This window comes from Roseobacter sp. N2S (genome assembly GCF_031454055.1).
In the GTDB taxonomy this organism is placed as follows: domain Bacteria; phylum Pseudomonadota; class Alphaproteobacteria; order Rhodobacterales; family Rhodobacteraceae; genus Amylibacter.
Genome location: NZ_JAVDQB010000006.1, coordinates 65,481 through 80,324 on the forward strand (window position 1 = coordinate 65,481; position 14,844 = coordinate 80,324).

Below are 14,844 nucleotides of genomic sequence, written 5' to 3' on the forward strand. Positions count from 1 at the left end.
CAATCCCAATAAAAAAGGCGACCCCCAGCAGGCGCCGCCTTCAAAATCGGTAAAGCCGCCAGCGTTTAAGCCAGCTCGCCTGCCAAACCCGCCTCGATCAGCGTGATGGTTTCTTCCACACCGTAAAGCGCGATAAACCCGCCAAACCTAGGCCCTTGGGACGCGCCCAACAGAACCTCGTAAATCGCCGTAAACCAATCGCGCAGCGGTTCAAACCCGTGGTTTTTACCAACAGCAAAGACGATGGACTGCAAATCATCCGCATCGGCATAATTCAGGCTTTCAACAGGCGCATCGCCCTTGCCCATCGCCGCATTTTTCTTGTCGATCATAGCCTTGGCCACCTCCACATCACGCAAAGCTGCCACCAAATCTTGCAAAGCCGCTTTTTCCTGATCGCTTGGCGCACGGAATTTTTTGCTGGGTTTTACAAAGTCATGATAGTAGCGCACCGCAAATCCAGCCGCTGCATCCAATGCAGGGTTCGCCGTTGGAGAAGCATCAGGCGCGTATTTGTTGATAAAGCCCCACAAGCCGTCCTTGGTCTCGGCACTTGAAACGGACGCAAGGTTCAACAACATGGCAAAGGGGACAACCATATCGCTTTTGGGCACATCCGCGCCATGGATATGGAACACAGGGTTGTTCAACCGCGCCGCGCCGTCCTGCGTTTCATAAGCCCGCAACTGCTGGTGATACTCGTCTACCGCTTTGGGGATCACATCAAAATGCATCCGCTTCGCCGTCTTGGGCTTAAGATACATGAAATACGACAGGGATTCAGCCGACGCATAGGTCAACCATTCGTCAATGGACACCCCATTGCCCGAAGTTTTGGAAATCTTGTGGCCGTCTTCATCCAAGAACAGCTCATAGGTGAAATGTTCGGGCTTATCGCCACCCAGAATCTCACAAATCCGGTCATAAATCGGCGTGTTGGTGGAATGGTCTTTGCCATACATTTCAAAGTCCACATCCAGTGCTGCCCAGCGCGCGCCGAAATCAGGTTTCCACTGTAATTTCACATTGCCACCCGTAACGGGCAACGTGATCTCGCGGCCGGTTTCATCGTCAAAGGTGATTGTACCGTTTTTGCCGTCCACATGTTTCATCGGCACATACAGCACCCGCCCCGTGTCAGGGTGGATGGGCAGGAAAATGGAGTAAGTCTCTTTGCGTTCATCGCGCAGCGACTTCAGCATCACTTTCATCACAGCATCATACCGTTCCGCCGCAAGCAACAGAACCTTGTCGAATTTACCTTCACGGTAAAATTCAGTCGAGCTGATGAATTCATATTCAAACCCGAATGTATCCAGAAACCGGTTCAACATCGCGTTGTTATGGGCACCGAAACTATCATGCGTCCCAAACGGATCAGGAACGGATGTCAACGGCCGCTGCAAATGTTCAACCAGACTTTCTGCGTTCGGCACATTGCCCGGAACTTTGCGCATCCCGTCCAGATCGTCAGAAAAACAGACCAGCCGTGTGGGAATATCCGACATCACCTCAAAGGCGCGGCGTACCATTGTTGTGCGCGCGACCTCTCCAAAGGTGCCGATATGGGGCAAACCCGACGGGCCATACCCCGTTTCAAACAGCACATAGCCCTTTTCAGGCGGCGCCTTTTCATACCGTTTCAAAATCTTGCGGGCTTCTTCAAAGGGCCATGCTTTGGAGCTGAGTGCAAGATCGCGAAGGTCAGACATTTTTATCATCCGGTTTTAAAGGGGTTCACCGTCCACTCCCTATTGCCCCTGCCCGCCACCGTCAATATTATCACAGCGAATAACCTTCAAAGGCCGAAAAGATGACCAGAACTGATACAACAGACAGCTTGTGGAACCTTCAAGACGGGTTGGTGGCCATGATGGTGGCCACTTCTGTGTCGGATGAGCTGATCCGCACATCGGAATTGCTGTCCATTGAACGCATCGTCAACCACCTGCCGATCTTTGGCAACTATGACGCCGACAGGATTCGCGGCATTTCCCAAACCGTTTTTGACCTCCTCGAAGAGGAAGACGGCCTTGATGCACTTTTCGGCTTGGTCCGCGATGCTGTTCCTGAGAAATTTCACGAGACCGCCTATGCGCTTTGTTGCGATGTGGCCGCATCCGATGGGCGGCTGCGCGAAAGCGAATTGCGCTTTCTTGAGGAAACCCGTTACGAGCTGAACATCGACCGTCTGCACGGTGCTGCCATTGAACGGGGTGCACGCGCACGGCATTTGGCTGAATAGTCAGAACCTTTGGCGGGGCCGATACGGGTTCCGCCCCAAGAAACATGATCCCCATAACACCTGCGACTCAATCCCCAAGACCGCTACCAATCGCTTCTATATCGGTGTCGTAAACCACAAACCATTTGTTGCGTTTTTGATAGGAATTCTGCGCATCAGGTGCCTGCCGCGGATTAAACCAGCGTCAGTTGTACATCTGACAGGTCCAACCCCTGCGCACCTGGAACGCGCATCACCTCATGGCCATCCACAAAGACCGATGCGCCTGAGCCGTCTTCAAAGTCTTGCACCCGCACGTCAAAATCGCTTAGGCCCTGCATGCCTTCGTGGCTATCTATCTCAACTTCCAGAATATCTTCAGCGGGGTTGAAGTCCTGAATGACTGGCGCGTCCTCAACCCAAGTGTTTGCGTATGCGGTGAAGTGATCTGCCCCGTCCCCGCCGTATAATTCCGCAGTGCCATAGGCGTACAGAATATCGTCGCCGTCCCCACCGTAAATCCGGTCCACTGCACCATCTTCCTGAGTGCCCACAGTTGTTAGCGTGTCATCCCCCTCACCGCCAAACACGGTATCCGTGTCGATACCTGTTTCGACCACATCATCCCCTGCACCGCCAAAGATTTCGCCCGTACCGTGGCCTGATACGATCAGGTCATCACCGTCCCCACCATAAATCGTGGCATCACTGTCCCCATCAGTAATAGTGTCATTTCCCGCGTCACCATAAGCTTCGGTCGTGCCGTCTGTGTCATAGCCGCCTTGAATCCGATCGTCACCAGCGCCGCCGTAAAACTGGTTGTCGCCAGTCCAATCGGTCAGGGTATCATCCCCCTCACCACCATAAAGCCCATCATCCCCGTCGCCGCCGGACAGATCATCATCACCAGCGTATCCCAGCAGCAGGTCATTGCCCACGGTCCCGTCAAGGCTGTCAGCCCCTTCAGTGCCATGCAGCTCGCTTGCGCCATCATCAGCCGTTGTTACAGGATCATCCCCCATCATCAGACTGGTATCTGCGACGCCAGTATCGTCATCCATTTGCATCGCATCCGCGTCATGGCTGCTTTCGTCCGCATCATCACTGTCATCCCCGCCAGAAATCGCGCTGCCCAGCGCAGTTCCGGCGAGCCCAAGCATGGACAAAATCAAGACTTCAATCATTCGCTACCTCGTTAAACAGGATACGGCCCCGAAAGGGACACTGGATATGGACCGCAGTCCACTAAACGCGCAGTTAGAGTTGGCAGCACTTAGCAAATCCACGATAAAAATGACAGGATTTCAATGCACTATGGTTAACGCGCCTTAACAATTACACCGATGGAATACCCTGGCTGTTATTAAGCCCTGCCTTTTTCCTTTCCTTTCCAAGGAATCCCGCCTATAGACCCGCATCCGCGCCCTGCGTGGATACTCCACGGGCCCTGCTGGACGACATCCCGGCTTGTGCCATAACCCTTAACCTTATGAAGGAGACCCCGATGTCGATTACTCCAGAGCTTAAAGCTCAATTGATGAAAGACTACGCAACCAAAGAAGGCGACACTGGTTCGCCCGAAGTACAAGTTGCGATCCTGACATCCCGCATCACTACGCTGACAGAGCACTTTAAAACCCACAAAAAAGACAACCACTCTCGTCGTGGCCTTTTGAAACTGGTTGCCCTGCGTCGTAAACTGCTGGACTATACCAAAGCGAAAGACGAAGCGCGCTATCAGGACCTGATCAAGCGTCTTGGCATTCGCCGCTAAGTCCAACGGACTGACAGTTTTAACGCCGCGATCCGGTTTCGGATTGCGGCGTTTTCTGTTTCTGGATAGCGTCCGGCCATGGCCAAAAATCCTTCGCTTGTCAGCCTACAGTCCATCATCGTTCTGACCATCTGTACCTTTCTGTTCGGCATGGGCCAGTTCCACCGTGCTGCGGGTGCGATTGTCGCCCCCGTCTGGCAAGAGCAATTCTCGCTCAACGCGGATCAACTGGGGTTTGTTATCTCGGTGATCTTTATCGTGAATATCTTTGCCCAAGGGTTTATCGGCACCCTTCTCGACAGGATCGGCCCGCGCCGCATTATCAGTCTTTTCCTTTTGATCCTCGCCGCAGGCACGCTGGCCTGTATTTTTGCAAACAGTTTTATCGGTCTGGTGCTGGCCCGTATTGTCCTGGGCACAGGGCTGTCTGTGGGCGGAGTGGGCATGTATATGTTGCTGGCGCGCAATTTTGATGCCAGCCAGTTCGGATATCTTAACGGTCTGATGGTGACGCTGGGCGGAATCGGAGGATTGGCCGCAACCTACCCGCTGGCCTACGCCATCGCGCGGTTCGGTTGGACCAACGTATTTATCGGCCTGTCCGTCTTCACCATCCTGATCGCGGGCGCCATTTTTCTGACAGCCCAGAAAGAGCCCGCCGACAAACCGAAAACAACCGGCCCGAGGATCCGGTATTGGGATCTGGTAAAAGACAAACGGGTCCAGCCCCTGCTGGTGATGGCCTGTGTGATCTGGGCCCCAATCACCGCCATAACGGGCCTGTGGGGAGGCCCCTATTACAAAGCTGTTCACGCCTTAACACTCGAAGAAACCGGCCTGTTTCAAATGCTGTTTTTCTGCGCCACCATGGCCTCGGGGACTGCTTTTGGATTGATCGACCGATGGACCCGTTTTTCACGGTATAGCGTGATCCTGACGGGCGCTCTTGTTTCAAGCGCCAGCCTGATAACCCTTGCCCTGACACCTGATATTCCGCTGTGGGGGGCGAATTTACTGTTGTTTGTGATGATCTTTGCCCAGCAATTCTATGTGCCGCTGATCGCCCAACTGCGCCAAGTGGTGCCAGATGCCGCCATTGGTCGCGCGACCAGCCTTTATACCATCGCAGGAGTTAGTGCGATCCCTGTGTTCCAGACCCTGTTTGGCATTGTAATTGAACATTCAGGCAGCTTGCCAGACCCCCTGAAATATCGTCTGGCCTTTGGGATGATGGCCTTGCTGGTGCTGACCCCGACAGTGGTGTTTGCCCTGTCCCGCCACGCAAGATTGCCGCGATAAAACCGCTTAGCCGCGGGCCGCCTGATACCGCTTCATAAAAGCGTCAAGCAAATAGGCCATAATCAGGGTCATTCCCACATGCCCGATGAACGAAGACTGTGTGTAAGGCCCGAAATCCATCATAAAGCTGCGCCCGATGAAAGGGGCCAAAAGACCTTGGGCCACAAACCACAAAACAACACCTGCAACAGCGCCCGTCCCCCAAACACCTAACTTCAAAACCACACGAACCAGATAAACGAACAGACCGAATCCCAGACTCCCTACCAGGAAATGCACCACAAAGGCTGATGTGTGATCCAGCGACAGCCCGAACAATTTCCCCGCCAGCGCAATCACCAGATTTGACGGCTGCAACGCAAAGCCGAATAGCGAGGGGGACACCAGCCAAGCATATGCCTCAAACACTATCTCGCCAATCAAGCCGGACAAAGCGATAGACACGAGAAGTGCATTCAAAGGCCGCCCCTGTGGAACAGTTTGGATAGAAGTCATGGGAACGGCTTTCATAAAAGGAAGATCAGAGTTTGACCCGTCGATACCCCCCCTTTCCGCAAAACTGAATAAAACTTCCGATCACAGCAGATAGAAAACACGTGACCTCGCCGCGCGTTGGGAAAATCCGCCATTTTCCAGTGCATTTTCCCTTTTGCTTTCCTTTCTGCTCAACCTCGTGTATCGCAGCGCAATCTGAAATGCAGTGTTACGGCCCCACCGCTGCAAATGATGGTATGGGGCGGGGTGCAATGGGGCACCCAAACAACTATGGCTATGCGGGAAGGCCCCATAGCTTAGACAGGAAACGACATGTTTGACGAAGTCAAAAAATCAATTGAATGGGGCGGCGAAACGCTGACTCTGGAAACTGGCAAAATTGCACGCCAGGCCGACAGCACCGTGATCGCCACTTTGGGCGAAACATCTGTTCTGGCCGCTGTTGTGTTCGCCAAAAAAGAAAAGCCGGGAATGGATTTCTTCCCGCTGACCGTAAACTACCAAGAAAAATATTATGCCGCTGGTAAAATCCCAGGTGGATTTTTCAAACGCGAAGCCCGCCCAACTGAAAAAGAAACACTGACCGCGCGTCTGATCGACCGTCCGATCCGCCCGCTGTTTCTGCCAGGTTTCAAACACGAAACCCAAGTTACCCTGACAGTTCTGTCCCACGATCTGGAAAACGATCCTGATATGGTGGCAATGATCGCGGCTTCTGCTGCGCTGACCCTGTCTGGTGCCCCTTTCATGGGCCCAATCGGCGGCTGTCGCGTTGGCTTTGTGAACGGCGAATATGTGCTGAACCCGTCTGTGGATGACATGCACGAACTGCGCAACAACCCTGAACAACGCCTTGATCTGGTTGTGGCCGGCACCAAAGACGCTGTGATGATGGTTGAATCCGAAGCCTATGAACTGACCGAAGCTGAAATGCTGGGCGCTGTTCAATTCGCGCACCAAAGCATCCAGCCTGTGATCGACCTGATCATCGACATGGCCGAAGAATGCGCCAAAGAACCGTTTGATTTCCAAGCACCGGATTACTCTGAACTGCTGGCGAAAATCACCACAATCGGTGAAAAAGACGTACGCGCTGCTTTCGCCATTACAGACAAGCAAGAACGCACTGCTGCGATTTCTGCTGCCCGTGACGTGATCAAAGCGGGTCTGAGCGACGAAGAACTCGAAGACGGCAACCTGTCCACAGCCATGAAAAAGCTGGAAAGCAAGGTTGTTCGCGGTGACATCGTAAACACAGGCAAACGCATTGACGGTCGCGACCTTTCAACAGTGCGCTCTATCGTTGGTGAAACTGGCCTGCTGCCACGCACACACGGTTCTGCCCTGTTCACACGTGGTGAAACACAGGCGCTGGCCGTAACAACACTGGGCACTGGCGACGACGAGCAAATGATCGACGCGCTGACAGGTATGTTCCGCTCCAACTTCATGCTGCACTACAACTTCCCTCCCTACTCGGTTGGTGAATGTGGCCGTATGATGGGCCCGGGCCGTCGTGAAATCGGTCACGGTAAACTGGCATGGCGCGCGCTTCAGGCTGTGCTGCCTGCGCCAACGGATTTCCCTTACACAATTCGCATCGTGTCAGAAATCACGGAATCAAACGGCTCCTCTTCCATGGCGTCTGTTTGTGGTGGCTCCTTGTCCATGATGGACGCGGGCGTTCCTTTGAAAGCACCGGTTGCGGGTGTTGCAATGGGCTTGATCCTTGAAGACGACGGCAAATACGCTGTTCTGACAGACATCCTGGGCGACGAAGACCACCTCGGCGACATGGACTTTAAAGTGGCTGGTACAGAAAGCGGCATCACGTCCCTGCAAATGGACATCAAAGTTGCCGGCATCACCACCGAGATCATGGAAAAAGCCTTGGCACAAGCCAAAGACGGCCGCATGCATATCCTTGAAGAAATGAACAAAGCCCTGTCCGAGACCGGGTCTTTCTCAGAGCATGCACCGCGCATCGAAACCATCCAGATCAACCCTGACAAAATTCGTGAAGTCATCGGGTCTGGCGGTAAAGTGATCCGCGAAATCGTCGAAACATCTGGCGCGAAAGTAGACATCAACGACGACGGCGTGATCAAAATCGCCTCTTCAAATGGTGCCCAAATCGAAGCAGCCCGCGAAATGATCATGTCGATCGCCGCAGAACCCGAAGTCGGCACGATCTACACCGGTACTGTTGTGAAGGTCATGGACTTTGGCGCATTCGTGAACTTCTTTGGCAAGCGGGACGGCCTTGTGCACGTTTCCCAAATGGCCACTGAACGCGTTGGCCACCCCAAAGACGTTGTGTCCGAAGGTCAGTCCGTAAAGGTCAAACTGATGGGCTTTGACGATCGCGGCAAAGTGCGTCTGTCCATGAAAGTGGTCAACCAGGAAACTGGCGAAGAAGTTTCTGACGAAGAATAAGCCACATCGCCCCGAACCCGTTTCGGGGCGATTGGTGAAACAGAAAGGCCCTGCAAATTTGCGGGGCCTTTTTTGTGGTCTCAACCTGCTGCGACGCAGGTCCAACTTGCCTGAAACGCCCTGCTAAACTACAAATCCCCTCGGGAACCGCATGCCATATGCGTGTTTCGACCCCAAAAACCGGTTCAGCGACCCTCATATGCCCTCACACGCCCACATCCTGACGGACATCGACCCGCGCCTGTTTCTAAAGCAGGCGCCAAACAAGGCGCCTGATTTTAACGGCGTCCGCTTTACCTTTGGTTTGGATGTGGACCCTGCTGCGGATGTGCTGATCGTCTACACCCGCGCCTCTTGGTCGGTTCCAACACGCCTGCCACAACCCCGCACCGCCTTTGTCGCGGGCGAGCCTGAGGATATTCACCCCTATTCCGCCGCCTTCCTGAACCAGTTCGGCACCATCGTTGCACCGGGGACCAAACCGCTGACAACAGAGCGGCTGAACCACAATTACTGCCTGCTATGGTTTGCAGGTGTGGATTTTCAGAACCTCGATGCGGCACTGGGATATGACCATTTCAAAGCCCTGCAACCGCCCGCCAAAGACGATAAAATCTCGATTGTTACCAGCACCAAGGCCAGCACCGACTATCACCGAAAGCGGCTGGCCTTTATCGAAATTCTGAAAGACCGCATCCCTGAACACATCGAACTCTACGGGCGCGGTTTCAAACCTGTAGACGATAAGATGGACGCGCTTTTACCCCATAAATATCACCTCGCGCTGGAAAACGGTGCAGGACGGTACACGTGGACGGAAAAGCTGGCAGACCCGCTGCTGTGCTGGGCGCTGCCGTTTTATGTGGGCTGTACCAATGTGGCTGATGAACTGCCCGCTGACAGTATCGTCCCCCTTGATATGGATGATCCAGACACCGCTACAAACATCATGATGCAAGCGCGGCAAAACGATCTTTGGTCTGACCGCCTAGATACCCTTTGCCAAGCCCGAGACCTGCTGCTCGAAGACTTCAACACTTTGGGGCTGTTTGCACGGCTGACAAAAGCCGCAATGGCCACCCCTGCCGAACCATCAACGCCCCGCATCATTCACGCGGAAAGGGCCCTTTGGCCCGAAAAAGGCGGGCGCGGCAGTGTTCCGGAAATGCTGCTCCGCCGCACAATCCAAGGACTTGCCCCGAATTTCGATCTGGCCCTAGCCCGTTTGCGCAAACGCAGAAAAGACAAACGCCGCTAAACGGTCAACCACGATTTCGGCAGAATATCAGGGTTCTGTTTGTTAGGATCGGCGTACCATTGGGTCGGCGCCACCACGATCTTATCCGGCTTTGGATTCAACCAAGCCCCCCACCAGGAAAACGAAGAATTTGCAATGATGTGATGCTGACACGCCGCCATCAGACGCAGGTCTTCATAGTTGGTGTCCCCGTCATTATGCCCCACATAGCGCACCTCAAACGGCAGTTTCAGATGCTCTTCCACCCAAGCAGGATCATCCGAAAACGCATAAATTACAGGATCTTCCACCTGTTCCGCCACAAAGGCTGCTGCCCGTTCGTAATAGCCAAGATCACAGGTGCCATGGGCCGCATTGTACTTTTCATTGCTGACATAATCCCCCCGACGGATATGCAACGAGACCGCAGTACAATCGGCAATTTCCGACAACATTTGCTCATTTTGCGCATTTGTCGGGGTGACGATCTGCAAATCCGCACGGATTTGTTCCTCAAAACCCTGAAAATACCGCTCTGACTGCCAATAGCCTTTCAGATGGGTTTGGTCCCCCAAAGACTCAACACCCACGTCATAACCAAGAGAGGCTTCGCGATAGGTCTTTAACCCTCCCCCGCGCAAGATTTTGGACAAAGCCCTGATCGTCCCGTCCTCCCGTGACGCAGGCAACCCGACTGGCGGTACAACGGAAATATTGAAATGATCCAACCCTACTTTAAACGCTTTAGGCCGATCATAATCCCGCAAATCCAACGAAAGATCCGCTCCCAACCGCAGCGCCAAAGCGCGCCCCGCACAATATTGAAACAACTGGTTGCCCAGCCCGCCGCGAATACGTGTAGAAATCATAAGGCATCCAATCGTTCGATCTGTTTCGCGGCCTCGTCGCGATCCAGCAACCACCACGCGCTGGACACAATCGCCTGTTCCCGCTCTGGCGAAAAGCGTTTCTTCAACCTGCGCGCAGGACTGCCTGCGACCACCTCAAACGGGGCCACATCACGGGTCACAACTGAATTCGCCCCAACAACCGCACCGTTACCAATTTTTACGCCTCGCAGGATTACAGACTGGGTACCGATCCACACATCATGGCCGATCTCACAGGGCTTGCGTGTAAGATCGGCAAAAGCCTCTTTCTGAAACTCTGCCGAGGTTGAAACAGCATCCAGATCATGCGCGCCCGGACCGATGACAACAGTATCTGCAATCGAACAATAGCGCCCGATTGTGGCAACCGACACGGAACAATTATTACCCAAATAACTATACGCTCCGATGCTGCAATGCTTATCCACAAAGCTGCCGCGCTGGATTTTCACACCCGTCCCAATGTCCGCCCGCAAAGAAACTTGCGTGCTTTTAATGCGGGTTTTGTTGCGTTTATTAAACAACGTCATGGCCAGAAACTTAAACATTCGTGCTCCGTTTTTTAACTGCACGACGATACCACGCCCGCTTCCATTCCCGCGCTATTTTCTCGCTGAACGGTTTGCCCGTTGAAATGGTACTGCCTCCCGTTTGCGCCGTGCGATCCTCTACGCCCGATGGCACGACGCAACACAGATGCAGCCCCGTGTGCCAATGGCTTTGTAAAAAAGTATCCACGGGACGATCAATCTGCGCCGTCAGGTCCAGTAATTTTTGTGCCGCCGCGCGGCTGACCATCTGTGCCGACGTGCGCAAGGGCGTCACAGTTGGCTGTAGTATTCGAACATTGTCACCCCGCATGATCACTTGATTATCTGCAACCTCGCGCACCTGAAATTGCACATAGCCAAGATCACCCACATTTTGCGCCGCGCAAGCAACCGCAGCATCAAACCCGGCAACCAGCGCCAGATCATCTTCGAGGATCAGACCCGCATCCAGCCCGCCATCCACAATTTCCTGCCATGCCGCGCGGTGACTTAGAAAGCAACCAACTTCTCCGGCGCTTAACGTAAAGGGGTAGCTCGGGGCAAAAAGCGGCTGGTCAGAAATCACAGCCGCCCTTTGTGCGGTGCTCATCTCACGGCCATCCACGGCCCCAATGACCCGCGCGGGGTAAGGCGTTGCAGTCAGCAATGCATCCACTTGCGCCCGCCGGGCAGTGGCCCGTGCCAAGTGAATGATCAGGGTTTCTATCCGTGCTGCCATAATGCCTCATACACGTTTGCGATGCCCTCGGCTTCGCGCAAAACACTATAGTCCGACCGCGCCCGCGCAATTGCCGTCGCTGACATCTGCGCCAAACGGGCCGGTGCGTTCAACAGATCAGTGATCGCAGTCGCGGCGGCACGGGTATCTTCTTGTGGTACAACAATCCCCGCTGCCCCATCACCCGAAAACGCGCGGTAATAGCCCGCGTCACTGGCCACAAAAGGCGCGCCCGAGGCCATAGCCTCTAGCGGGGTCATCCCATATCCCTCATAGCGCGGCAGTGCCACCAATAGGGACAGCCCCCGCATCAAAGCGGGCAGTTTTTCGGGCGGCAGCTCTCCCACAAACAAAATGCGATCCGACAAGCCCGCCGCGGCAACCCGATCCCTAAGCCCCTGTTCAAATCCGCGATGCTCACGCGCAGCACGCCCTACAACCAACGCAACTGCATCTGGCTGATCCGGCAGCGCTGCAATCATCGTATCCACAAACAAATCAGTGCCCTTTTCAGGACGCACGCGCCCCACGGTTGCCAGCCCGAATTTACCGCCATACCCAAGTGCAGCCCAATCACTCGCGCGGTCCTGCCCAGCCGAAAAGCGTTTTACATCAACGCCGTGGGGGACAACAGCCTTTACATGAGGCACGTATTTCGCCGCCTCGGGGGTGGTCGCAATCACTGCGTCCATCCGGCTTATCAACCAACGGGGATAGACTGAATGATAGCGTTGCGCCGCCGAAGTAAACACAATCTTGATCGGGCGCCGCAGCACATCCCGTGCCCAAATCGCCACCCGCATTTCTGGATTGCGCCGCACATGCCAGATTGCAAACGGCCGCCTGTTCGGGGGCATTTTGGACGCAGCGATTGCCGCCTTTCGGCTGATCGGATCTGGGCAGTTGGGCAGTGGCTCGCCCACAAGCGCCAGATCAAACTGGGCCTGCTGCACGCCCAAAACACCCGCCGCCGTTGCAGAAACGCCGGTGAAATTTCGGTTGAAATTGGTGACGAAAAGCTCTGGCACGCGGGCGTCCTTATCAGCGGAGTGATCAACCGATTTTAGACGGTTTTTCCAAAGTTTACATGCTTTTATAAAGGACAGCCGCCGCCTGCACAAACGGCGCGTACAGATAGGAAAGCGCGCGCGTTGAAAAGCTCAACGCGCGCGACAAAGATTAGCTTGGCAGTTTTGTGGTGCGCAGATAGGGCAGAACGCTGGTGAATTCACCGAATTTCGCCTTGGCGTCTTCGTTGGAAACCGCTGGCGGGATGATCACATCGTCGCTGGTTGTCCAGTTTGCACCCGTCGCAACACCGTGTTTCGCCGTCGTTTGCAAGGCATCAAGCGCGCGCAAAATCTCGGCAAAGTTACGGCCTACAGTCATCGGATAGGTCATGGACAGTTTCAACTGTTTGTCTGGCCCAATGATGAAAACAGACCGCACAGTCGCGCTGTGCGCGGGAGTGCGGCCATCGGGCAGATACGCCTCGGCGGGCAACATATCAAAGGCTTTGGACACCTCCAAACCTTCATCCGCAATAATCGGGAAACCGGCTTTGGCGCCAGACACTTTTTCAATGTCCACTTTCCATTTCTTATGCTCTGGCACTCCATCAACGGACACGCCCATCACTTTGGTGCCACGTTTTTCCCATTCGTCCGCCAGCTGCGCCACAGCGCCGAATTCTGTTGTGCAAACGGGGGTGAAATCTTTGGGGTGTGAAAACAGAATCGCCCAGCTGTCGCCGATCCAGTCATGAAACTGAAAGCTGCCTTGATCGGTTTCCGCCGTAAAATTCGGCACTACATCGTTGATCCGCAAACCCATAGTCTTCTCCTATGTCAAAGTTGAGTTGGCGTCAGTTTCTGCTTCTGTCGGGAAAAATTCAAGGCCCAAACAGGGGCCGTGCAGATCGCTTCATGAAACCACCAAGATTTGCCGATCCCCCGGCGCCTCTCGATTATCCTTGCCTTACACAGCCTGCCTGTGTTGTTTTCCGCAAATACGCCCAAGCCTATTCAAAGGACCGTTTTACTGATGAAATCTATTCTGACCGCCGCCCTGTTTTGCACCCTTGCCACCCCACTTTTGGCCAAAACCTGCGGGGGATCATTCAATAATTTTCTGGCAGGCATCAAGGCCGAAGCGGTCGCTTCGGGGCATCAACCCGCAACGGTGGATCAATTTCTAGCCCATGCACGCATCGACAAAAAGGTAATCTCTGCGGATCGCGCGCAGGGTGTGTTCAAATTGAACTTCACAGATTTTGCCAAACGGGTGATTTCTGCGGACCGCATGTCAAAAGGGCAGAGCAACCGCAAAAAATACGCTGGGACTTTTGCCAAAATTCAACAAACCTACGGCGTCGATCCCTCGGTTATGTTGGCGTTTTGGGCACTTGAAACCGATTACGGCGCGTTTCAGGGGGATTTCAACACCCTGAATGCTCTGCTGACCCTAAGCCATGATTGCCGCCGTCCCGACCTGTTTCGCCCGCAGATTTTCGCCGCCTTAACCTTGTTCGAACGGGGAGATTTTTCCCCAACGAAGACAACAGGCGCATGGGCCGGGGAAATCGGCATGGTGCAAATGCTGCCCGCCGATATCATCGCGCGGGGGGTGGACGGTGACGGGGACGGGCATGTCACGCTGAAATCCTCGGCGGCGGATGCACTGATGTCTGGCGCAAATGTGATTGCCCATCATGGCTGGCACGCCAATGAACCCTGGCTGGTTGAAGTCACGGTGCCAGATACGCTTGACTGGGCGCAGACTGGTTTGAACACCTCAAAACCCGTTTCCGAATGGGCAGCGCGCGGTGTAAAGGCCCGCGGCGTAAGTATGCCTGCAGCGGGTTTGCAGGCCTCGATCCTGCTGCCACAAGGGCGCAAAGGGCCTGCGTTTCTGGCACTCCCCAACTTCAAGGTTTATTTCGAGTGGAACCAATCTTTGGTTTACGTCACCACAGCCGCCTATTTTGCCACACGGTTGGCAGGCGCACCACGGTTTGACGAGGGCAATCCGGACCCCTCCCTATCCGACAGCCAGATGAAATCCTTGCAACAAAAATTATCCCAAAAGGGCTATGACGTGGGAAAAATCGACGGGATATTAGGCGCAAAAACCCGCGATGCAGTCCGCAAGGAACAGATCAGATTGGGGCTTCCAGCGGATGCATGGCCGACCAAAGACTTGTTGTCCAAACTTTAGGCGG

At 54.4% G+C, this 14,844-nt stretch carries 14 protein-coding genes; 6 read left to right on the top strand and 8 right to left on the bottom strand.

Annotated features, from left to right (window positions below; genetic code table 11):
- Positions 1–65: 65 nt before the first annotated feature.
- Positions 66–1,712, bottom strand: coding sequence for a lysine--tRNA ligase (locus GGE09_RS14630; RefSeq protein ID WP_309746895.1), 1,647 nt, complete (start codon positions 1,710–1,712; stop codon positions 66–68).
- Positions 1,713–1,813: 101 nt separating this feature from the next.
- Here GGE09_RS14630 and GGE09_RS14635 point away from each other — a divergent pair, with 101 nt between their 5' ends.
- The gene (locus tag GGE09_RS14635; RefSeq protein ID WP_309746896.1) at positions 1,814–2,245 is read left to right on the top strand and encodes a tellurite resistance TerB family protein; all 432 of its coding nucleotides are present in this window, start codon (positions 1,814–1,816) and stop codon (positions 2,243–2,245) included.
- A gap of 173 nt (positions 2,246–2,418) precedes the next feature.
- Here the strand turns inward: GGE09_RS14635 and GGE09_RS14640 are convergent, their stop codons facing one another.
- A complete protein-coding gene (locus GGE09_RS14640; RefSeq protein ID WP_309746897.1) occupies positions 2,419–3,408 on the bottom strand; it encodes a hypothetical protein in 990 nt (329 codons plus the stop codon).
- Positions 3,409–3,728: 320 nt separating this feature from the next.
- Between GGE09_RS14640 and rpsO the strand changes: the two genes are divergently transcribed.
- Together rpsO and GGE09_RS14650 are read left to right on the top strand one after the other, a co-directional pair.
- Positions 3,729–3,998 (top strand): 30S ribosomal protein S15, encoded by a 270-nt coding sequence (gene rpsO, locus GGE09_RS14645; RefSeq protein ID WP_309746898.1) that lies wholly within the window; start codon positions 3,729–3,731, stop codon positions 3,996–3,998.
- A gap of 78 nt (positions 3,999–4,076) precedes the next feature.
- A complete protein-coding gene (locus GGE09_RS14650; protein ID WP_309746899.1) occupies positions 4,077–5,297 on the top strand; it encodes an MFS transporter in 1,221 nt (406 codons plus the stop codon).
- Between the two features lie 6 nt (positions 5,298–5,303).
- On the opposite strand, the gene GGE09_RS14655 is transcribed toward GGE09_RS14650, so the two are convergent.
- Complete coding sequence (locus tag GGE09_RS14655) at positions 5,304–5,792, bottom strand: hypothetical protein (protein ID WP_309746900.1); 489 nt, start codon at positions 5,790–5,792, stop codon at positions 5,304–5,306.
- Between the two features lie 312 nt (positions 5,793–6,104).
- Between GGE09_RS14655 and pnp the strand changes: the two genes are divergently transcribed.
- Positions 6,105–8,228, top strand: a complete 2,124-nt coding sequence (gene pnp, locus GGE09_RS14660; RefSeq protein WP_309746901.1) for a polyribonucleotide nucleotidyltransferase — start codon at positions 6,105–6,107, stop codon at positions 8,226–8,228.
- Between the two features lie 199 nt (positions 8,229–8,427).
- Positions 8,428–9,486: a hypothetical protein gene (locus GGE09_RS14665; RefSeq protein ID WP_309746902.1), complete on the top strand. Its 1,059-nt coding sequence runs from the start codon at positions 8,428–8,430 to the stop codon at positions 9,484–9,486.
- Here the strand turns inward: GGE09_RS14665 and GGE09_RS14670 are convergent.
- The 5 genes from GGE09_RS14670 to GGE09_RS14690 form a co-directional block, all read right to left on the bottom strand.
- A complete protein-coding gene (locus GGE09_RS14670; protein ID WP_309746903.1) occupies positions 9,483–10,334 on the bottom strand; it encodes an alpha-1,2-fucosyltransferase in 852 nt (283 codons plus the stop codon). The genes GGE09_RS14665 and GGE09_RS14670 overlap by 4 nt on opposite strands.
- Positions 10,331–10,903, bottom strand: coding sequence for a CatB-related O-acetyltransferase (locus GGE09_RS14675; protein WP_309746904.1), 573 nt, complete (start codon positions 10,901–10,903; stop codon positions 10,331–10,333). Before GGE09_RS14675 ends, GGE09_RS14670 begins: the two co-directional genes overlap by 4 nt.
- The gene (locus GGE09_RS14680) at positions 10,896–11,624 is read right to left on the bottom strand and encodes a glycosyltransferase family 25 protein (protein WP_309746905.1); all 729 of its coding nucleotides are present in this window, start codon (positions 11,622–11,624) and stop codon (positions 10,896–10,898) included. The genes GGE09_RS14675 and GGE09_RS14680 overlap by 8 nt, the downstream gene beginning before the upstream one ends.
- Entirely contained in the window at positions 11,609–12,652 is a 1,044-nt protein-coding gene (locus tag GGE09_RS14685) for a glycosyltransferase family 4 protein (protein ID WP_309746906.1), read from the bottom strand. The genes GGE09_RS14680 and GGE09_RS14685 overlap by 16 nt, the downstream gene beginning before the upstream one ends.
- 151 nt (positions 12,653–12,803) lie before the next feature.
- A complete protein-coding gene (locus tag GGE09_RS14690; protein ID WP_309746907.1) occupies positions 12,804–13,457 on the bottom strand; it encodes a peroxiredoxin in 654 nt (217 codons plus the stop codon).
- A gap of 210 nt (positions 13,458–13,667) precedes the next feature.
- On the opposite strand from GGE09_RS14690, the gene GGE09_RS14695 reads away from it, so the two are divergent.
- Positions 13,668–14,840, top strand: coding sequence for a lytic murein transglycosylase (locus GGE09_RS14695; protein ID WP_309746908.1), 1,173 nt, complete (start codon positions 13,668–13,670; stop codon positions 14,838–14,840).
- Positions 14,841–14,844 lie beyond the last annotated feature (4 nt).

Coding starts and splice junctions, on each gene's coding strand:
- GGE09_RS14635 (WP_309746896.1), top strand. CDS start 1,814: ATGACCAGAACTGATACAACAGACAGCTTGTGGAACCTTCAAGACGGG.
- GGE09_RS14680 (WP_309746905.1), bottom strand. CDS start 11,624: ATGGCAGCACGGATAGAAACCCTGATCATTCACTTGGCACGGGCCACT.
- GGE09_RS14640 (WP_309746897.1), bottom strand. CDS start 3,408: ATGATTGAAGTCTTGATTTTGTCCATGCTTGGGCTCGCCGGAACTGCG.
- GGE09_RS14665 (WP_309746902.1), top strand. CDS start 8,428: ATGCCCTCACACGCCCACATCCTGACGGACATCGACCCGCGCCTGTTT.
- GGE09_RS14650 (WP_309746899.1), top strand. CDS start 4,077: ATGGCCAAAAATCCTTCGCTTGTCAGCCTACAGTCCATCATCGTTCTG.
- GGE09_RS14630 (WP_309746895.1), bottom strand. CDS start 1,712: ATGTCTGACCTTCGCGATCTTGCACTCAGCTCCAAAGCATGGCCCTTT.
- GGE09_RS14690 (WP_309746907.1), bottom strand. CDS start 13,457: ATGGGTTTGCGGATCAACGATGTAGTGCCGAATTTTACGGCGGAAACC.
- GGE09_RS14655 (WP_309746900.1), bottom strand. CDS start 5,792: ATGACTTCTATCCAAACTGTTCCACAGGGGCGGCCTTTGAATGCACTT.
- GGE09_RS14670 (WP_309746903.1), bottom strand. CDS start 10,334: ATGATTTCTACACGTATTCGCGGCGGGCTGGGCAACCAGTTGTTTCAA.
- GGE09_RS14695 (WP_309746908.1), top strand. CDS start 13,668: ATGAAATCTATTCTGACCGCCGCCCTGTTTTGCACCCTTGCCACCCCA.
- GGE09_RS14675 (WP_309746904.1), bottom strand. CDS start 10,903: ATGTTTAAGTTTCTGGCCATGACGTTGTTTAATAAACGCAACAAAACC.
- pnp (WP_309746901.1), top strand. CDS start 6,105: ATGTTTGACGAAGTCAAAAAATCAATTGAATGGGGCGGCGAAACGCTG.
- rpsO (WP_309746898.1), top strand. CDS start 3,729: ATGTCGATTACTCCAGAGCTTAAAGCTCAATTGATGAAAGACTACGCA.